Genomic DNA, 15808 nt, shown 5'->3' on the forward strand with positions numbered 1-15808 from the left:
AATTTTGATTAAATTCATATCTGCATTTATGCCACTGCTACTTGTTGCAATATTTCAAACCAGTGCAGCTGCACGCATGGAAATAAATTTTGCCACTCAAGACTTCTTTCCTTTCTCATACGAAGAAAACAGAGAAATCAAAGGTCCGGGAGCGGAAATAGTGCGGGAGGTATGCAAAAAAATTAATGTAAAATGTAATATTGGACTTTATCCATGGCGCAGATCACTGGCGATGTGCAATAAAGGACAGGTTCAGGCTCTTTTCATGGTAGGGAAGAATAGGGAAAGAGAACAGGATTTCCATTTCAGTCCCCCTTTAATTGCAACCGAATACGGTTTCTTCGAATGTATGGAGAAACCAATAAATTATGAAGGAATTGCAAGCCTTCATAACATGACAATTGGGACGTATGGCCCATCAAATACATCTTATAGCTTGGAGAAAATTGTAATAAAATCTAATAGCAACATAAATATAGATATAACCCCGGACGACCTGACGCAATTCAAAAAACTGGCTAGATGCAGAGTTGATGCGGTATACTCAAACAAAGACGTTGGGTTGGCGATAATGAAAAGGTTAAAGATTGAGAATATCGCCTATGCTGGAACTCAAAAAGAACTGAATTACTACATAGCATTTTCCAAAAAATATACACCATCTGTACTTGTAAGAAAATTCAATCTTTGTCTCTCTCTCATGAAACAATCAGGTCGTTTGCAGCAAATATTACAAAAATACAATCTGAAAGCAGCCTATTAACCACCCAATACGAATCGTTCAATCTCATCAATGCGCTTCAAATAATCCTGCGTATACAAAGGTCCGTTGGCGATAAATAACGCAGCCTTGTTGCGGTGCGCCTGACACCAGTGCGCCAATATTGGATTAGGCCAAATGCGGGCATAGGTTTTAATCATATGCAAAGTATTGTGGCAGACCGGGGTAAATTCCGCTGTACGGGCCAAAAGCTCGGTATAATCTGTACCAAGGTCGAGAAAAAAAGATCCGATTGCCCGTGCGCAAAGATAATTGGCCCCGGAAGACAGCATTTCAATTAATTTACTTTCATCAAATTTTTCAGGCTGCCATGGACGTAACCACTCGTCGGGCACTGTTTCTTCCTCAGAATAATCAATGCGCCCTTCTCTCAGGAATTGATCAATTTTCTCGGACAAAACAGGCCACATGGAACCGATATGCTCCACATCACGACTGGCGTGCAGTCCGGTGATGGTGTTATTTTCCTCGGTAAGCTTGAACTTTAAAAATGGACAATGGGCTTCAATCTTCTTTTCAGATTTATTCCAGATTCCACCGAAAATACGGTCCATTTCAATTATTTGTAAATTCTCAATTTCACTTTCCCAACTTTTAAGAATCGGTTTGGCAGTGCGCCAGAGATCAGACCAGCCATCAAGATACGAATATGGATCAGGACCGAATGCCGGAGAATGAGAGAGTCTGGAAACCACAATAATGGGCACCTGCGGAAAACGCTCACGCAGCTTGCCGAGCATTTCCCGGTAGCGTTTCAAATAACTCCCCGGTTTGGCCTGCACCATGCCAAAATTTCCCTTCATCCATGCTTCAAATTCTGGATGTTCCTGCCATGCTTCAGGGTTTATAAAAAAGATATACTTGGAAGCAGTATTAACAAAAAGCGGACTGTTCTCATGAAACAAATTCATCACGATAAGTCGAGGTTCAGGGTCATCAGGTGTGACCATCTGAAACTGATGGACCAGCTTACGGTCATGGTAATATTTATCCAGACTGAATTTTGCATCCATGGCAGCCAATTCTTCTGGGATGACTCCCGGCGAACTGTTATAAGTAAACGGGGAAGCTAAAACCCGGTAGGTGCACGGGTGTCCCGATTTTTCTACCGCCCTGCCGAGGAAATCCATTTGACAGTTTCCCAAAAAGTAAAGCATTCTGATTCCTTGATGGTTGTTGTTAAGCTAACAGGATTTCACTCTATTGCCGACTTACAGTCAAGTCCCTGAAGAATGAAAGAAATACAGGTCGAAACATTTGTACTCGGTCCCCTTGAGACCAACTCCTATCTGCTCACAGCCGGATCTGACGCAGTAGTCATTGACTGCGGAATGGACCCGGACCCCATGCTGCAAGCCATCCGCGAACGGGGCTTAAATGTTCATTCCATCTATCTAACCCACATGCACCTTGACCACATAGGCGGCGTAGGACTGCTGCGAGAACTTACCGGAGCTACGGTCTACGGCAATCTGGATGACATTTACCTTAACGATGTTCCGCTCAAAGATGGCGGATCTCTTGAATTCAAGAAACAGCTTAATTTCGAAATTACAGATATTAAACAGGGCCGCAAAACCATCCTCGATAATCCAGTGATGATTATCGGAACTCCGGGACATACTCCCGGCAGCCTGTCTTATTTTTTCCCGGCCCAGAACTTCATTTTTGTTGGCGACTTGCTGTTCATGATTTCCGTTGGCCGTACGGATCTCCCCGGTGGCAATAGTGATGAGCTGCTCAGCTCCATTAAAAACCGCATCTTTATCCTTCCCGGACAGACCCAGATATTCTCCGGTCACGGTCCCATGACTACCGTCAAGCACGAACTGCGCAACAATCCTTTTTTTATTGATAAATAAAAAAGGAGTGCTCAATTTTGAGCACTCCCTTATCCAATTCATATTGAAAGCAGAAATCTAGTACTTCATACCCAGCTGTTTTTTGAGATAGGTGAAGTCAATATGCTTTTCCACCAATTCAACGCCATGTTTGATCTTGGCTGATTCACGCAACTTGTGCCGTGAAAGGATATCTTCCATCTTCTTGGCAACACTGAAAGTATCGTCACGGACCACAATGATGGGAGTTTCCAAAACTTCCGAACGGGTCAAAATGATATCGTTAGGATAAAGATTACCGGTCAGCACCAGACAGGGACATTCCCCTTCAAGGGCCACCAGTTGCACGTCCGAACGGTCACCACCGACAATTACCGCTGAATTACGGTGCCTACGGAAGTGGGTCATAAAGTTCTCCACCTGCATGGTTCCGATTAGAAAACTTTCCACAGGCTGATCTTTACAGTTATGGGCGGTAATAATTTTTCCGCCGAGGCGGTCGGCAAGGTCGCCAACCTTGATAGTGCCCATGAGCGGGTCTTTGGGAATCACGCCAAGGACCTTGACGCCCTTGCGCTCAAGAAAAGGTTTGATCAGAGTGGTTATCTCATCCATGAAGGTCGGAGGAATGTCATTCAGAATAACCCCTGCAAGGTTATCCCCCAGTGCTTCCTTGAGCACCACCAGATAGTCGTAATTAAGTTCCTTCTGGAAACGGTCAATTACCACACACTTAACGCCCAGTGTCTTGACCAGATGAATTCCATCCACTCCGCAATATTTGCCGGAATACATGGAACCGGACCCGGCAATCAGCGTGAGATCCTTGCCCGCGCTGATCTTGGCATAACCGTCAACAATGGGCTGAACATGGTCCTCAACCTTACCGTTGAAGGCCTGCACCTTGAAATCGTGGGTAACAACTACCGGGGTAACAACGTTGGGAGGATTGGAAACGCCGAGCACATCCTGAATAAAGAAGGCATCCTCATCACCCAGCCTGCCGTCAACTTCAGCAGGAATAGCTCCCACGGGCTTCATGTACCCAAGGCTGATACCCTGCTTCTGAAAATGCAAACCCAAGCCCATGACAATCATGTTCTTGCCGGAATAGCCGCTAGTAGATCCTATATATAAACCGGACATAACGTCCTCCTTCTAATCCATAAAAAAATCTTAAGAGAAAACTAATATGATTAATTAACAGGAAAAGTCACGAAACAACAGCGGCGAAGCCCTAATAAAAGGTTTTGGGATTCTTGCACTAGCTCTTAGGCAAGCGGTCTCCCGCGAGTCTTAGAGATAGCGACAGTGGAACAAACCCTTTTGCAAAAGGGTTTAAGGCCCTCGGCAGAGCCGCCGGAGGCTAACTTACTGTCATCCTCATGTTAGCGACAACCGCTCCGTCAGGTCCTGCGATAACCGGGTTAAATTCAGCTTCCTGAATCTCCGGCAGATCGGATGCCATCTGAGAAACCATGAGCAGCACATCTTCCAGCGCACCCAGATTAACTGCCGTGCCGTTGCGTACCCCTCTTAAAATGGGATAAGCTTTAATCTCGCGGATCATCTCCTGCGCGTCGTTAAGTGCCAGCGGAGCCAAACGTGATGATACATCACCAAGCAGGTCCACGTGAAGCCCCGCAAGGGAAAAATTTATAAGCGGCCCGAACTGCGGATCACGCTTGAAGCTGACCACAATTTCATGGGCATCCTTCGGTCCCATGGCCTGCACCAGACACCCGGTAATGTAGGAATCCTTACACCTTCTAGCCGCACGGGTAGTGATTTGCATAAAGGCCTTACGCAGTTCCTGCGGAGTCTTGAGATCTGTAACAACCAAACCGAGTTCCTGCTTACGGGAGATCTGCGGCGAAGCAACCTTAAGTGCCACGGGATAACCAATCCGTTTGGCAGCCTTGGCAGCCTGATTGGAAGTACGGGCCAGCACAGTTTCAGGAACCGGCAACTCGTAAGCTGAAGCCAACTGCTGGGCATCCAGCTCAACCAACTCGGTAAGTCCGGTCTTGCGGCAATTTTCCACAATAGACTTGGCCTTGGAATAATCACGCCTGAAACAGACATCAATGGGCCAATCTTTTTTCTGCCAGCGGTAACAACGGGTCATGGCATCAAGGGAGCGGACAGCGGCTTCAGGAAATTCATAGCAGGGAATTCCAGCAGCGCGGAGCATCCTGCGTGCTTTTCTGGTCGAATGATCACCCATGAAACAGGTGAGAATCGGCTTGTCGCATTCCTTTTCCAGCTCGATAATATCTGCGGCAACTTTTTCCACATCATCAAGAATATTTGCCGCCGGGGTCAGGATCACCAGAATGGAATGAAAAACATCATCTTCGGCAACAGCACGAAGCACGCGGTGGTATGTATCCGCATTGGCATCACCAAGCATATCAATGGGATTGTACAGGGAAGCGTAAGGTGGCAGAACGTCCTTCATCTTTTCAAGAGTGGCGGAAGACGGCCGGGAAATATTCAAAGTGCCCTTTTCAGCCATATCAGTGGCAAGAATACCAGGACCGCCGGAATTCGTCACAATAGCCACGTTAGAACCGTTCGGCAGAGGCTGGCAGGAAAAGGCATGGGCAAGGTTGAACATATCTTCAATATCAACAGCCTGCATGACCCCGGTCTGATTAAAAGCTGCGTTGTATGCGGTGGTGGCCCCGGTCAAATGTCCGGCATGAGCGGAAGCAGCCCTTGCACCGGAAGGAGTTTCCCCGGCCCGCAATAGAATCAACGGTTTCTTGAATGTAGTATCGTAGGCCGTGCGTAAAAAATCCTGACCATCCTTGAGAGTCTCGCAATAACCGACAATAACTTTTGTATCATCGTCATTGGCAAGATAGCTGAACATTGTAGCTTCACCCAGCGCAGCTTTATTACCGAGACTTATAAATTTTGAAAACCCAACACCTTCACTGTTAGCCCAGTCAAGGGCTGTACTACACATAGCTCCAGACTGGGAAAGAAAAGCTATATTTCCTTTGAGAGTAAAATCTGGATCAAGGCTGGCATTCAGGGACAAAGTAGAATTCATGAGTCCCATACAATTAGGACCTAGAATAATCATGTCATGGTTCTTGGCAGTTCTTGCCAATTGCTGTTCCAAACGGTAACCTTCACGTCCTGTTTCCCCGTAACCGCCGCTGGTAACAATTACAGCCCGGACCAGAATCTCTGAAAGATCGTCCAAAACTGAAATTGCATCAGCAGGAGAAAGGCAGATCAAGGCCAGATCGATCCCGCGGGGTAACTCAGACACAGAAGAAAAAGCATCAAGACCGTGAACTTGGGCCCCTTCCCCATTGACGGGGAATATTTTTCCCTTATATCCAGAGGCAAGAAGGTTGGCAGCAATAATACTGGCCTTATCCTCGAGATCGGCGGTAACACCGATTACGGAAATTGCTTTAGGCTCAAACAAGGCCTTTAAACATGAGTATGAATACATTCGTTAATATAAATTCAAGCAGGGTTGTATGGTAGAAAATTTCTCTCGCCTCCAGCAAGGTATCCACTATCGATTTTCTCAAGTCAAGCATTTAGCCACAGCACTGACCCACAGTTCTTGGGCAAATGAGCAGTCTGAACCAGTTGAAGACAACGAAAGGTTGGAATTTTTAGGTGATGCAGTACTGGAACTCTGTGTAACCGAAGAGCTGTTTAAGCGGTTCACGGATGCCCATGAAGGCCAGCTGACCAAGATCAGATCCAAGCTGGTCAAAGAGAAAAGCCTTGCTACCATTGCCCATGAGCTTGAAATCAACGCCTTCCTGAAGCTGGGTAAGGGCGAAGAAGCACAAGGCGGCCGAACAAGGTCTTCCCTCATGGCAGATGCCATGGAAGCGGTTATCGGAGCGGTATTTCTGGATGGGGGTTACGCTGAAGCCCAGAAATTTATCATGAGAATATTTGAAGGCAAGTGGCCTGAAACCTTCAAGATTGAAAGCTCCAAAGACTTCAAAAGCAAGTTGCAGGAAGTAACTCAGGCACAATACAAAGAACGCCCGACCTACGTGCTGACCGGAACCAAAGGCCCCGAGCATGAAAAAATATTTATGGTAACTCTGAATCTCCCGGACGGGATATCATTTGATTCGGAAGGTTCCAGCTTGAAAAAAGCCGAGCAGATCGCTGCGGCAAAAGCTCTGGACTATCTCACTGAGGACGAAACAGACCTTTCTTAATTTTCCATCTTAGGTCCTACCCATCAGGCAGTCAAAAAAAAGGCTGGAACGATACGTATACAGATATACGTGAGTTTCAGCTTTTTTATGCCTAAAAATAGTTCAAGGACCGGGAGGCGGTGATCAATCGCCTCCACAGTCCTTAATCTTCACCCGATTATCTCAAGCGGCTTTAGCCGCCAATGAGCTGCATTGCCATCTTCGGCAGTGAGTTAGCCTGCGAGAGCATCGCTACCGCGGACTGAGTGAGAATCTGATTACGTACGAATTCGGTCATTTCAGTTGCTACGTCCACATCGGAGATGCGGGATTCAGCAGCCTGAACATTTTCTGCCTGAATGGAAAGGTTGGTGATGGTATTTTCCAACCTGTTCTGCATGGCACCAAGATTCGCACGAATCTTATCTTTAGAAATAATTGCCTGCTGGAGCTTATCCAGAGCTTCCTGAGCCAACTGCTGGGTGGAGATGGAAGTCTGTACACCGAGTGCGGAAGCGGTAGATTTACCGATTGCGATATAATAGTAATCTTCCGCGCAGTCGTTACCGGTTCCGAAGTGGACCTTCAGCGGGCCGGTAGAGTGGATACCGGAGCCATCATGAGAGCCTGCACCACCGGAAAGGTTACCGTTAAGCAGGTGAATACCGTTGAAGTCGGTAGCATTGGCGATACGGGTAATTTCCGAAGCCATGGCCTGGAATTCAGAGTCGATGATCAGGCGCTGATCGGAGTTGTAGGTACCGGTGGATGCCTGAGTTGCGAGCTCTTTCATACGGATGAGCTTTTCATCGATTACTTGCAGTGCTCCGTCTGCGGTCTGAATCATGGAAATCGCGTCGTTGGCGTTTCTCATACCCTGGTTAAGGGATTTAACGTCAGCGCGCATAAGTTCACGAATTGCGAGACCAGCAGCATCGTCAGCTGCGGTGCCGACTCTCAAACCTGAGGAGAGACGACGGGTAGAAGTACCAAGGTTGCCGTACGATTCTTGAAGATTTCGCGAGGCACGCATTGCCATAAGGTTGTGGTTAATGACTAAGGACATATCTGAACCTCCTTGTAGTTCACAAAATTCCGTTTTTGTTAACCAACCTTAAGCAGGGCACGTGCCAAAAGCATCTTGTTCCAATATTTCAACATGTTATATATATAAATAAAGTCTAGACTTCTTAATGTCCAGCTCAAGAGTCAATTTTTTCCCGCCCTGCCGGGGTGTTGACCGTCATTTTTCAGAGCAACAGGAAAAAGCTGTCCCACAAGACACACAAGAACCCGTTATATCTATTTTTTTTGCGTCAAAACATTTAGTCTGGAGGAATTTTATTCCGCCAACACCAACAACAATGCTGAGACAGAAACATTAAGAAGCTTAGGGAAAGTTCGCTTGGAAAAACATTTCTTAAGACGAAATCCAAAAGACAAAAAAAATGGGAACCCCACATCCGAAACGGCATTTTCGGCTGTGGGGTTCCCGGGTACCTGTGCAGTCGGGGGAGTCAATCCCGTCTGCGGAGGTTGTAGAAGGATTTTTCCTATATATTCAGCATCAATTCAGGATACATCATTCACTTTAGCGCTTGAGCTGGATAAGCTCGCCCATCATGGTATCTGTGGTAGTAATAACCTTGGAGTTCGCCTGAAAACCACGCTGGGTGGTAATCATGTTCACAAACTCGACCGCAAGGTCCACGTTGGACATTTCGAGAGAGTTGGCTGCGATGGACCCTTTACCACCGCTGTTAGGCAGCCCGGTCAGAGCATCCCCTGATTCTCTTGTCTGAGTAAAGAGGTTACCGCCTTCACGCCTGAGTCCCCAGTCATTATTGAACGAAGCGAGAGTCAGTACATAAAGTTCCTGAATCTGGCCGTTGGAATAACGCCCGGTCAGGACTCCGTCCCTGCTTACAGAAGTACTCTGCAAGAAACCTGCGGTGTAACCGTCCTGAGACTGGAACAGAGTTGTGGAGCCGGAGCTGTAACTGGTGGTGGACAGGGCACTTTTTTCCGCATCACCGAAGTTGGGGATACCGCTTATGTCAGTAATATTGGTTCCAAGGTCAGCGGCAGTAGTATTAGTTGTGCCTCCCCAACCTTTGTTGGCACCAGTTCCGGAAAGATCCTGGTTGGTTAAACCGAAATTCATCTCAATTGTTACCGGATCATTACTGGCATCAGTAAAACTTGCGTTGGACCTTGAAAGGAAGTTTGCAGTTAGAACCGGCAAACCATCCTGTGAGAATTCGGCCAAAGACCATTCAGCAGGATCTCTGAGGTCAGCAGCAGCAGTACCGCCGTTACTCTTAAGGGAAAAGGCAGATACACCGGTCAGGTCACCGGCAGCGTTGAAAGTCATTGTTCCGGTCATGAGCAGGCCAGCTGCGGAAGTTCCGGCGAAATTAACACCGTCATCGGAAATACGCCCATCTTCTTCGGGATCGCAGGTCACGATAAATTCCCAGACTTTCTTACCACCGGCGTTACTGAGAGTAACCTGATCAAAATAAGTGGTTACATTATGAGCAGAACCGTTGGCATCATAAACCTTGAGAGTAGACTGATAGCCGTACAGGGAATCACCAAGCGGCGGTTCAGCAGCTCCGTCCCAAGAATTAAAAAGGGAAAGATAAGGAGCAGTGCTGTCAGTTGAGCGACTTGCTTCCCCGGAATCAAGGTTAGTTATCATATTAACAGTAGTAGTAGCCTTCGGTGCGGACTGAAAATTTTCCAGCCGGATATCGGTAGGCACGCCAACAGTACGCACGGCTGTGCTGGTGTTTACGCTGGAACCGGTGGCAACCTGTGAGTTGCTTTCATCCTGAACTTTCCAGCCCTGAAGCACATAACCATGAGGGTCGGTAAGGTAACCGTCTTTGTCAAAACGGAAGTTACCCGCTCTTGTGTAATAGGAAGTCTCTTCACTCTTGGGAGAGACTATGAAAAATCCGTCACCACCGATTGCAAGGTCGGTGGACTCAGAAGTTGTTTCAAATGACCCCTGAGCATAGTCGGCATAAATTGCCCCAACCTGCACGCCTCGACCTACCTGTGCAATACCGGTAGCGGTGGACATGTCCTGGCTGATGGCGTCTTCAAAGTGCATTTTAGCACTCTTGAAGCCGACCGTGTTTACGTTTGCGATGTTGTTACCAAGCACGGACATTTTGTCGCCGTGTGCCTGCAAACCTGTGATTCCTGAGAATAATGATGCTGATAAACCCATTAGAACCTCCTAAAGTCCTATTGACTCGCGAATGAATCCTTATCCTTTAAGCTGGGCCATGCCGTTGGCCTGATTAGCTTGAAGATGAATCAGATGAATCAGATGATCCACTTGATGAGTCGGTAACATCCGTCGGACTTACTACTTCCTTGATGTTGAGGAAGTTAATGTAACGACCGTCTTTAAGGTGCAGAAACTGCTGACCACCTTCGGAAACAACTCCCGAGACTTCGCCACTGACTTCCGTCTTAACCATTACCGGGCTGCCGTTTGCGTCTTCCGCCGCCATGGCGATAGTGTAAACACCGTCCGGTACATCTTTGCCTGCCCAGTTCTTTCCGTCCCATTCGAACTCGTAGGTCCCTTCAGCCTTCGAGCCGAGTTGAACTGTGCGCATAAGATTCTGGTTTTTGTCGTAAATATTGATGAACGCATTTGCCACCGGTTCTCCAAGACCGTAAAAGATCTTGCTAACCTTATCCCCTTCACGGCTTACGGTGTAACCTTCCGCTTTGACTTCTTTGCCGATGAAGCCCACTGCGGAAACCATTTGCTCCTGTGAACCGTTATTGATCATGGTCTTGATATTACTGTTCACCTGAGTGAGCTGTTCAAGACTGGAGAACTGTGCCATCTGCGCCATGTATTCTTTATCTTCCATGGGATTAGCCGGGTCCTGATTCTGCATCTGGGTAAGGAGAAGCTTAAGAAAGTCATCCTGTCCCAACTGACTTTTATGCTCAGGCTTGTTGCTGGCTGCCATATCGGCTTCCGCCCTGCCGAGAATATTACTGAACCCTACGTATCCCATGACTATACCTCTTTATTTTTACTAAGCGGGGCTAAATTTATGTTAAGCCACTATGTAAAGCCCGCTCTGGGAAATTTGTGCCTTCTGTCCTACAGTTTGCATTTCCTGGGCCAAAGAGGTTCCTTCTTCCCTTAAAGTCTGCCAGCGTTTGCGCATTTCGGACATCATCTCCTGATATTGCGCGCTGTTATGATCCTGAGCATTTCTCCATGAAGAGTCTGTCTGACCGTCAGAAATACCGGTCTGGACTTCAAGTTTTTCCACCTTGAGCCCCTGTTCTTCCAGAGCCTGCTTCACAACTTCCAACTGCTCGGCAATAACTTTCGCTGTATCGGGATTTTCCGCCCTGATCGTAGCCTGAACATCCCTGTTCTTGACCTGCAAAATCACATTAACTGTGCCCATATCATGGGGGTTAAGTTGCAATGTCAGCTGCTTGCGTCCCTGGCCAAGATTCTTGAAAATCCCTTCCTGAACCTGTTCAAGAATATTTGACCGGGCAGTATTTTCCCACATAGTGCTGGTTTTGCCGACCTGTGCGGACTTGACCGCACTCTGCAAGGTTCCCATGCCGTTACCGAAAATATTTCCGTTGAGATTGCCTTCGCCCTTCACAAAGGACTCATCAGTGAGCTTGCCGAAAAAATCGTTCCAGTTATCCTGATCATCAGAATCTGAAAGAAGCTGCTCCAGCCAATGACGGTTGGAATTCTTATCATCAGACTGTCCGGCATTCTGCTTGCCCGGATTGGAGTCTCCCTTCAAATTGGGATTGCCGTCTTTCTGAGCTTGATTATTCGAACCATTCTGGCCATTTTGGGCGTCCTGCTTAGCACTCTCACTAACATCCTTGGCCGCACCCATGGAGTCGCTGATGACTTCAGCGGAGGCCATACGCACAGTACTGGGAGACTGGTCGGAAGCTTTTTCCATGGCTGAATGCAGGGAATTGGCAACAGACTTAACCAGCTTAAGATCCTTGGCATCCTGAGCCGCCTGCTGCTGAGCCAATGCGGACTTAAGAACCGAAAAGCCTTTCTTGAAATCACCGACAGTTGCTCCCTCAGCGGTGAGCAGCTGGGAAATCTTCTTACCGGCATCACCGCCAAGCTTGAACATATCGGTTAATGTCTTTGTCTCATCTTCAGAAAGCTGGAGCTTGGCGGAATCAGACATGGATGCAAGCTTGGCCTGCATCTTATCAACTACATCACCGAGCTTGCCCTGACGGATGGAAGCCAGCAGCCCCTTGGATTCAGCCGGATTAAAACCGAGCTGAGAAAAAATGGAATTCAGGTTCTGTTCCTGAATCGGACTGAGCGAGATTCCCTTCATGCCCTTCATCATGCCGGAAAGTTCAGACACAAGCTGACCATAAGTAAGCCCGTTCTCGCTCATCACCTTCTCTTCAAGGTCGGAGATATCCTTTTTATCAAGGCCGTACTCTTCAAGCTCTTCCTTGATTTCATTCCAGTCTTCACGACTTACCTGAAGGTCCTGCGGCTGTTCTTCAACAGACTGCATAGCAACGCTTTCCGCAGCTTCATCAATGTACTCAGTTGCTTCAGATTCGGTATAAGAAGCCGTATCCTCATAAACAGAGCTGGCCTCATTCACGATATCCTGAACAGGCTGGTACGCTGCCTGAGCTTCGGACTGGCTGGAATAAAGGAAATTATCGAACATTGATGAGCGAAAAGAATCTTCAGACAAAGACGTTCTGTCCAGAAGATTGCTCAAGTCCTGATTTTTTTGATCGAGATGGGGAAGTATTTTCATTTTCTGACTCCTCGATCTAAACGTATTCACGAGGCGTGCCAAAACTGAAATAGATATATTACAAATACTTATAGGGAATTAATTCAGTGTCGGGATGGAAAATTATTCCCTTTTAAGGAAAATAATTCAGTGTTGTTCAACTTCGGCTAAAAATTGCCGCAAGCTGTTCATAGTAGGAAAGGACACGAATCCATGACTGACGATTGTAGTCATTATTTTGCAGGAAAAGATGAATAAAACCTGTAAATTGCCGTAGAACCAAGGGACATGAGTTCCAAAAAGAATCATCCAGCGGAGCACTGCGGGCCAGCCCCCTGCTGAATTCTTTGCCCAGACGCGGGAGATGGGTCCTCATTTTAGCAGCAAGGGACGGTTTCTGCGCTGCAAATTCATCCCATGTCCGTTCGGCTTCGGCAGCATCCCAGAGCCCGAAGACCATACCAAAATACTGCTGCCAGAACAGCCCCAAGAGATCCCCGGCTTGTGCCTTACTACCGCTTAGCTGGTTAAGGCCGTACAAACCATTTGCATTGCGTGCGGACAGAGACATGCGCAGCCCCGGCATATTCATCTTCTGCAAACTGGCCCGGTCATCTATAATCATGCGCTTTGCAGCCACAGCTATGCGCGAAGGAGTGAACGGGGAGTGGCAGTACAGCTTATCACGCGAGCAGGACCAACAGCCGAGGGCACAACTCATGGTAGAACGAAGCACATAATGTCCGTTCTGGTATGGTCCGGTCTCCCACGGATTCACATTGCCCATGGAAAGATTAAGCACCTTCAGTCCGGACCATGCCGCCAGATGCATAGGCCCTGTATCCGGGGTAATGAAAAGTTGCAGAGACTGGCCCACGGCAATAAGTTCGCCCAAATTAAGCTTGCCAGACATATCCAGCACAGGCCCCTTGCAAAGACGGGCCACTTCCTGCCCCATGCCCTGCTCCAAAGGACCGCCAAAAAGCACCGGGCGCAAGCCCCGCCCCAAAAGCTCTGCGCACAAATCAGCCCAAAAGCGGACCGAAGGACGCTTGGCTTCCTCACTGGCCCCCAGAAAAAGACCGATGCGATTGGAATCTTTATGCAGAGTGCGCGGCTGTGGCCATCTTGTAGCGGCAAGAGTACTTACGGGAATACAATCAAGGGCATTCAGATCCGCCCAATGATAAAGATTATGGCGGTTGTTCTCCACCACACTGGCCCGGTAAAGCTGCCAATTGCCGAGAATATGGGTTGCTCCGCCCGGAGATGCCACCGCGCCTAGCTTGGATTCGGCATGCAATTCCCCGGCAAGATTCGCAGCCTGCTCACGGATACTCAGGTTGACGATCAGCTCATACTTATTCTGACGCAGTACACCCACCCCTTGCCAAGGGAAATAGGTAACCTTGGGACTGACAGGCATGAGCGGACGGAAAAACTTCTCCTCAGCCACCACCCAGATAGGATGACCGGGATAGGTTCTCTCCAGCCAGAGAAAAAGCGGAAATGAGAAAATCAAATCCCCCATGCGCTGCATCTGAAGAACAAGTATCGGGCGTTTGGACATGTGCGCAGTCTACAGGAATCTTTTGGAAAATTCCAATGTGGTGCAGTAGCTGAAATTATAGCAATTGACAAAGCAATGCCGCATGCTCATACTTTCATTATAAGCATTTATTAAGGAGATATTAATATGATCGAAATTCGTGTAGAGCCGGAGCTGGAGCAACGTCTGGACCATGAGGCAAGGATCTCCGGAAAAACCCGTGAGGAGTGTTTGCAGGAAGCGTTATCCCGCTATCTTGAGGACCGGGAGGACTACCGGGAAGGAATCGCAGTGCTGGAAAGCGGAGAGCCTTTTTCTTCTCTTGAGGATGTGGAGAAGCGTCTTGATCTGGAAAATTGAAATTTCACACAAGGCGGAAAAGCAACTCAAGGGACTGAACAAAAGTCTCCGCACCCGCATAATAAGTTTTTTAAAGGAGAGAGTACAGCCCACCGATGATCCGCGGCAGTTGGCAAAATCCCTTAAAGGCGACAAAGGCGGGCTGTGGCGGTTCCGGGTTGGTGATTACCGCATCATCTGCGATATTCGCGGCGAGGAAATAAAAATTCTTGTTTTAACAATAGGCCACAGAAAAGAAATCTATAAAAAATAAACCCCAATCCTGCTCACACAAAATCGGGGCTCAAATCAATATCTCTCCCGCAAGACTACTTAGTAAGCTTATCCCAATCCGCATTAAACGCTGCAAGTCCCTTGTCGGTTAAGGGATGGGCCGCGAGTTGGCTGATCACCTTATATGGAATAGTCGCCACATCCGCGCCGATGAGGGCGGAATCCAGCACATGCATAGGATGGCGGATGGAGGCCACCAGCACCTTGGTGGGGAAATCATAATTATCATAAATAGTGCGGATCTGCTCGATCAGCCCCATGCCATCCTGTGAAATTCCGTCCAGACGGCCCACAAAAGGACTTACGTAGGTGGCTCCCGCCTTGGCTGCCAGCAGTGCCTGAAGCGGAGAGAAAACGAGGGTCACATTGGTCTTCACGCCCTTGCGGTACAAGCTCTCAGTTGCCACCAATCCTTCGTTAGTCATGGGCACCTTGATAACTACGTTGTCACCGAATGAAGCTAAATCCTCAGCCATGCTGATCATTTCAGGGGCACTCTCGCCCACTACTTCAAGACTTACCGGACCTTCCACTTCAGCACAGATAGCCTCGGCCTGCTTGCGCCAGTCGCCTCCCTCGCGGGAAAGCAGGGTCGGATTGGTGGTTACGCCGTCCATCAGTCCCTGTGCCTTGGCCTTTCTGATCTCAGAAAGATTCGCCGTATCAAGAAAAAATTCCATATTAACCTCTCTTGGTAACTGTCAGCCATCACTGAGTTTTTCTATATCCATTTTCCCGAAACAACTGTGAATTCAACTTCCATTATTTTCTACATAGCCCATTTTACACATGAGTAAAAGCACTATGTTCATAAATAACTGTGAGTTAACATAACCTTACCCCAGCCCCCCCTCCCAGTTGACAACTTCACAGGACCGGGGTAAACACTTTCTCACTATGAACGTTTCTTACTCCAACTTTACACTTTATTTTTGGTGGTGGCGCAGCTAATGCGTCGCGGTAGGTTACGTTCTTAAAACAGGTAACGAATAAAAATTTTATAG

14 protein-coding genes are annotated in these 15808 nt (G+C 47.8%); 5 read left to right on the forward strand and 9 right to left on the reverse strand.

What is annotated here, in order from left to right; translation table 11 throughout:
• Window positions 1–7: 7 nt before the first annotated feature.
• Window positions 8–763 carry an ABC transporter substrate-binding protein gene (locus D0S45_10695; GenBank protein ID TIH15699.1) on the forward strand — a complete coding sequence of 252 codons (756 nt, stop codon included), beginning with the start codon at window positions 8–10 and terminating at the stop codon, window positions 761–763.
• On the opposite strand, the gene D0S45_10700 is transcribed toward D0S45_10695, so the two are convergent.
• Window positions 760–1938: an SGNH/GDSL hydrolase family protein gene (locus tag D0S45_10700; protein ID TIH15655.1), complete on the reverse strand. Its 1179-nt coding sequence runs from the start codon at window positions 1936–1938 to the stop codon at window positions 760–762. The two genes, D0S45_10695 and D0S45_10700, sit on opposite strands and share 4 nt — an antisense overlap.
• A 75-nt stretch (window positions 1939–2013) precedes the next feature.
• Here D0S45_10700 and D0S45_10705 point away from each other — a divergent pair, with 75 nt between their 5' ends.
• On the forward strand, window positions 2014–2643 hold the full coding sequence (locus D0S45_10705) for an MBL fold metallo-hydrolase (GenBank protein ID TIH15656.1): 630 nt from the start codon (window positions 2014–2016) through the stop codon (window positions 2641–2643).
• Between the two features lie 57 nt (window positions 2644–2700).
• On the opposite strand, the gene D0S45_10710 is transcribed toward D0S45_10705, so the two are convergent.
• Both D0S45_10710 and D0S45_10715 read right to left on the reverse strand, forming a co-directional pair.
• Window positions 2701–3768, reverse strand: a complete 1068-nt coding sequence (locus D0S45_10710; GenBank protein ID TIH15657.1) for a phosphotransacetylase family protein — start codon at window positions 3766–3768, stop codon at window positions 2701–2703.
• 220 nt (window positions 3769–3988) lie between these two features.
• Window positions 3989–6097 (reverse strand): CoA-binding protein, encoded by a 2109-nt coding sequence (locus tag D0S45_10715; GenBank protein TIH15658.1) that lies wholly within the window; start codon window positions 6095–6097, stop codon window positions 3989–3991.
• A 28-nt stretch (window positions 6098–6125) separates the two neighbouring features.
• Between D0S45_10715 and rnc the strand changes: the two genes are divergently transcribed.
• On the forward strand, window positions 6126–6833 hold the full coding sequence (rnc, locus tag D0S45_10720) for a ribonuclease III (protein TIH15659.1): 708 nt from the start codon (window positions 6126–6128) through the stop codon (window positions 6831–6833).
• 172 nt (window positions 6834–7005) lie between these two features.
• Here the strand turns inward: rnc and D0S45_10725 are convergent, their stop codons facing one another.
• The 5 genes from D0S45_10725 to D0S45_10745 all read right to left on the reverse strand — a co-directional run bounded on the left by D0S45_10725 (window position 7006) and on the right by D0S45_10745 (window position 14192).
• The gene (locus D0S45_10725) at window positions 7006–7878 is read right to left on the reverse strand and encodes a flagellin (GenBank protein ID TIH15660.1); all 873 of its coding nucleotides are present in this window, start codon (window positions 7876–7878) and stop codon (window positions 7006–7008) included.
• Window positions 7879–8403: 525 nt separating this feature from the next.
• Complete coding sequence (locus tag D0S45_10730; GenBank protein ID TIH15661.1) at window positions 8404–10053, reverse strand: flagellar hook protein FlgE; 1650 nt, start codon at window positions 10051–10053, stop codon at window positions 8404–8406.
• A gap of 73 nt (window positions 10054–10126) precedes the next feature.
• A complete protein-coding gene (locus D0S45_10735) occupies window positions 10127–10864 on the reverse strand; it encodes a flagellar hook assembly protein FlgD (protein TIH15662.1) in 738 nt (245 codons plus the stop codon).
• Between the two features lie 42 nt (window positions 10865–10906).
• Window positions 10907–12643 (reverse strand): flagellar hook-length control protein FliK, encoded by a 1737-nt coding sequence (locus D0S45_10740; protein ID TIH15663.1) that lies wholly within the window; start codon window positions 12641–12643, stop codon window positions 10907–10909.
• A 136-nt stretch (window positions 12644–12779) separates the two neighbouring features.
• A complete protein-coding gene (locus tag D0S45_10745; GenBank protein ID TIH15664.1) occupies window positions 12780–14192 on the reverse strand; it encodes a glycosyltransferase family 9 protein in 1413 nt (470 codons plus the stop codon).
• A 126-nt stretch (window positions 14193–14318) separates the two neighbouring features.
• Between D0S45_10745 and D0S45_10750 the strand changes: the two genes are divergently transcribed.
• Together D0S45_10750 and D0S45_10755 are read left to right on the forward strand one after the other, a co-directional pair.
• On the forward strand, window positions 14319–14531 hold the full coding sequence (locus tag D0S45_10750) for a ribbon-helix-helix protein, CopG family (protein ID TIH15665.1): 213 nt from the start codon (window positions 14319–14321) through the stop codon (window positions 14529–14531).
• Window positions 14515–14784: a type II toxin-antitoxin system RelE/ParE family toxin gene (locus D0S45_10755; GenBank protein TIH15666.1), complete on the forward strand. Its 270-nt coding sequence runs from the start codon at window positions 14515–14517 to the stop codon at window positions 14782–14784. Before D0S45_10750 ends, D0S45_10755 begins: the two co-directional genes overlap by 17 nt.
• 55 nt (window positions 14785–14839) lie before the next feature.
• Here the strand turns inward: D0S45_10755 and fsa are convergent, their stop codons facing one another.
• Entirely contained in the window at window positions 14840–15484 is a 645-nt protein-coding gene (gene fsa / locus D0S45_10760) for a fructose-6-phosphate aldolase (GenBank protein ID TIH15667.1), read from the reverse strand.
• Window positions 15485–15808: the final 324 nt, after the last annotated feature.

The organism is Marinifilum sp. JC120, from assembly GCA_004923195.1.
In the GTDB taxonomy this organism is placed as follows: domain Bacteria; phylum Desulfobacterota; class Desulfovibrionia; order Desulfovibrionales; family Desulfovibrionaceae; genus Maridesulfovibrio.

Excerpts from the sequence above, each read along its gene's own strand:
- D0S45_10700 (TIH15655.1), bottom strand. The coding sequence starts at position 1,938 with ATGCTTTACTTTTTGGGAAACTGTCAAATGGATTTCCTCGGCAGGGCG.
- D0S45_10705 (TIH15656.1), top strand. The coding sequence starts at position 2,014 with ATGAAAGAAATACAGGTCGAAACATTTGTACTCGGTCCCCTTGAGACC.
- D0S45_10710 (TIH15657.1), bottom strand. The coding sequence starts at position 3,768 with ATGTCCGGTTTATATATAGGATCTACTAGCGGCTATTCCGGCAAGAAC.
- D0S45_10715 (TIH15658.1), bottom strand. The coding sequence starts at position 6,097 with ATGTATTCATACTCATGTTTAAAGGCCTTGTTTGAGCCTAAAGCAATT.
- rnc (TIH15659.1), top strand. The coding sequence starts at position 6,126 with ATGGTAGAAAATTTCTCTCGCCTCCAGCAAGGTATCCACTATCGATTT.
- D0S45_10725 (TIH15660.1), bottom strand. The coding sequence starts at position 7,878 with ATGTCCTTAGTCATTAACCACAACCTTATGGCAATGCGTGCCTCGCGA.
- D0S45_10730 (TIH15661.1), bottom strand. The coding sequence starts at position 10,053 with ATGGGTTTATCAGCATCATTATTCTCAGGAATCACAGGTTTGCAGGCA.
- D0S45_10735 (TIH15662.1), bottom strand. The coding sequence starts at position 10,864 with ATGGGATACGTAGGGTTCAGTAATATTCTCGGCAGGGCGGAAGCCGAT.
- D0S45_10740 (TIH15663.1), bottom strand. The coding sequence starts at position 12,643 with ATGAAAATACTTCCCCATCTCGATCAAAAAAATCAGGACTTGAGCAAT.
- D0S45_10745 (TIH15664.1), bottom strand. The coding sequence starts at position 14,192 with ATGTCCAAACGCCCGATACTTGTTCTTCAGATGCAGCGCATGGGGGAT.
- D0S45_10750 (TIH15665.1), top strand. The coding sequence starts at position 14,319 with ATGATCGAAATTCGTGTAGAGCCGGAGCTGGAGCAACGTCTGGACCAT.
- fsa (TIH15667.1), bottom strand. The coding sequence starts at position 15,484 with ATGGAATTTTTTCTTGATACGGCGAATCTTTCTGAGATCAGAAAGGCC.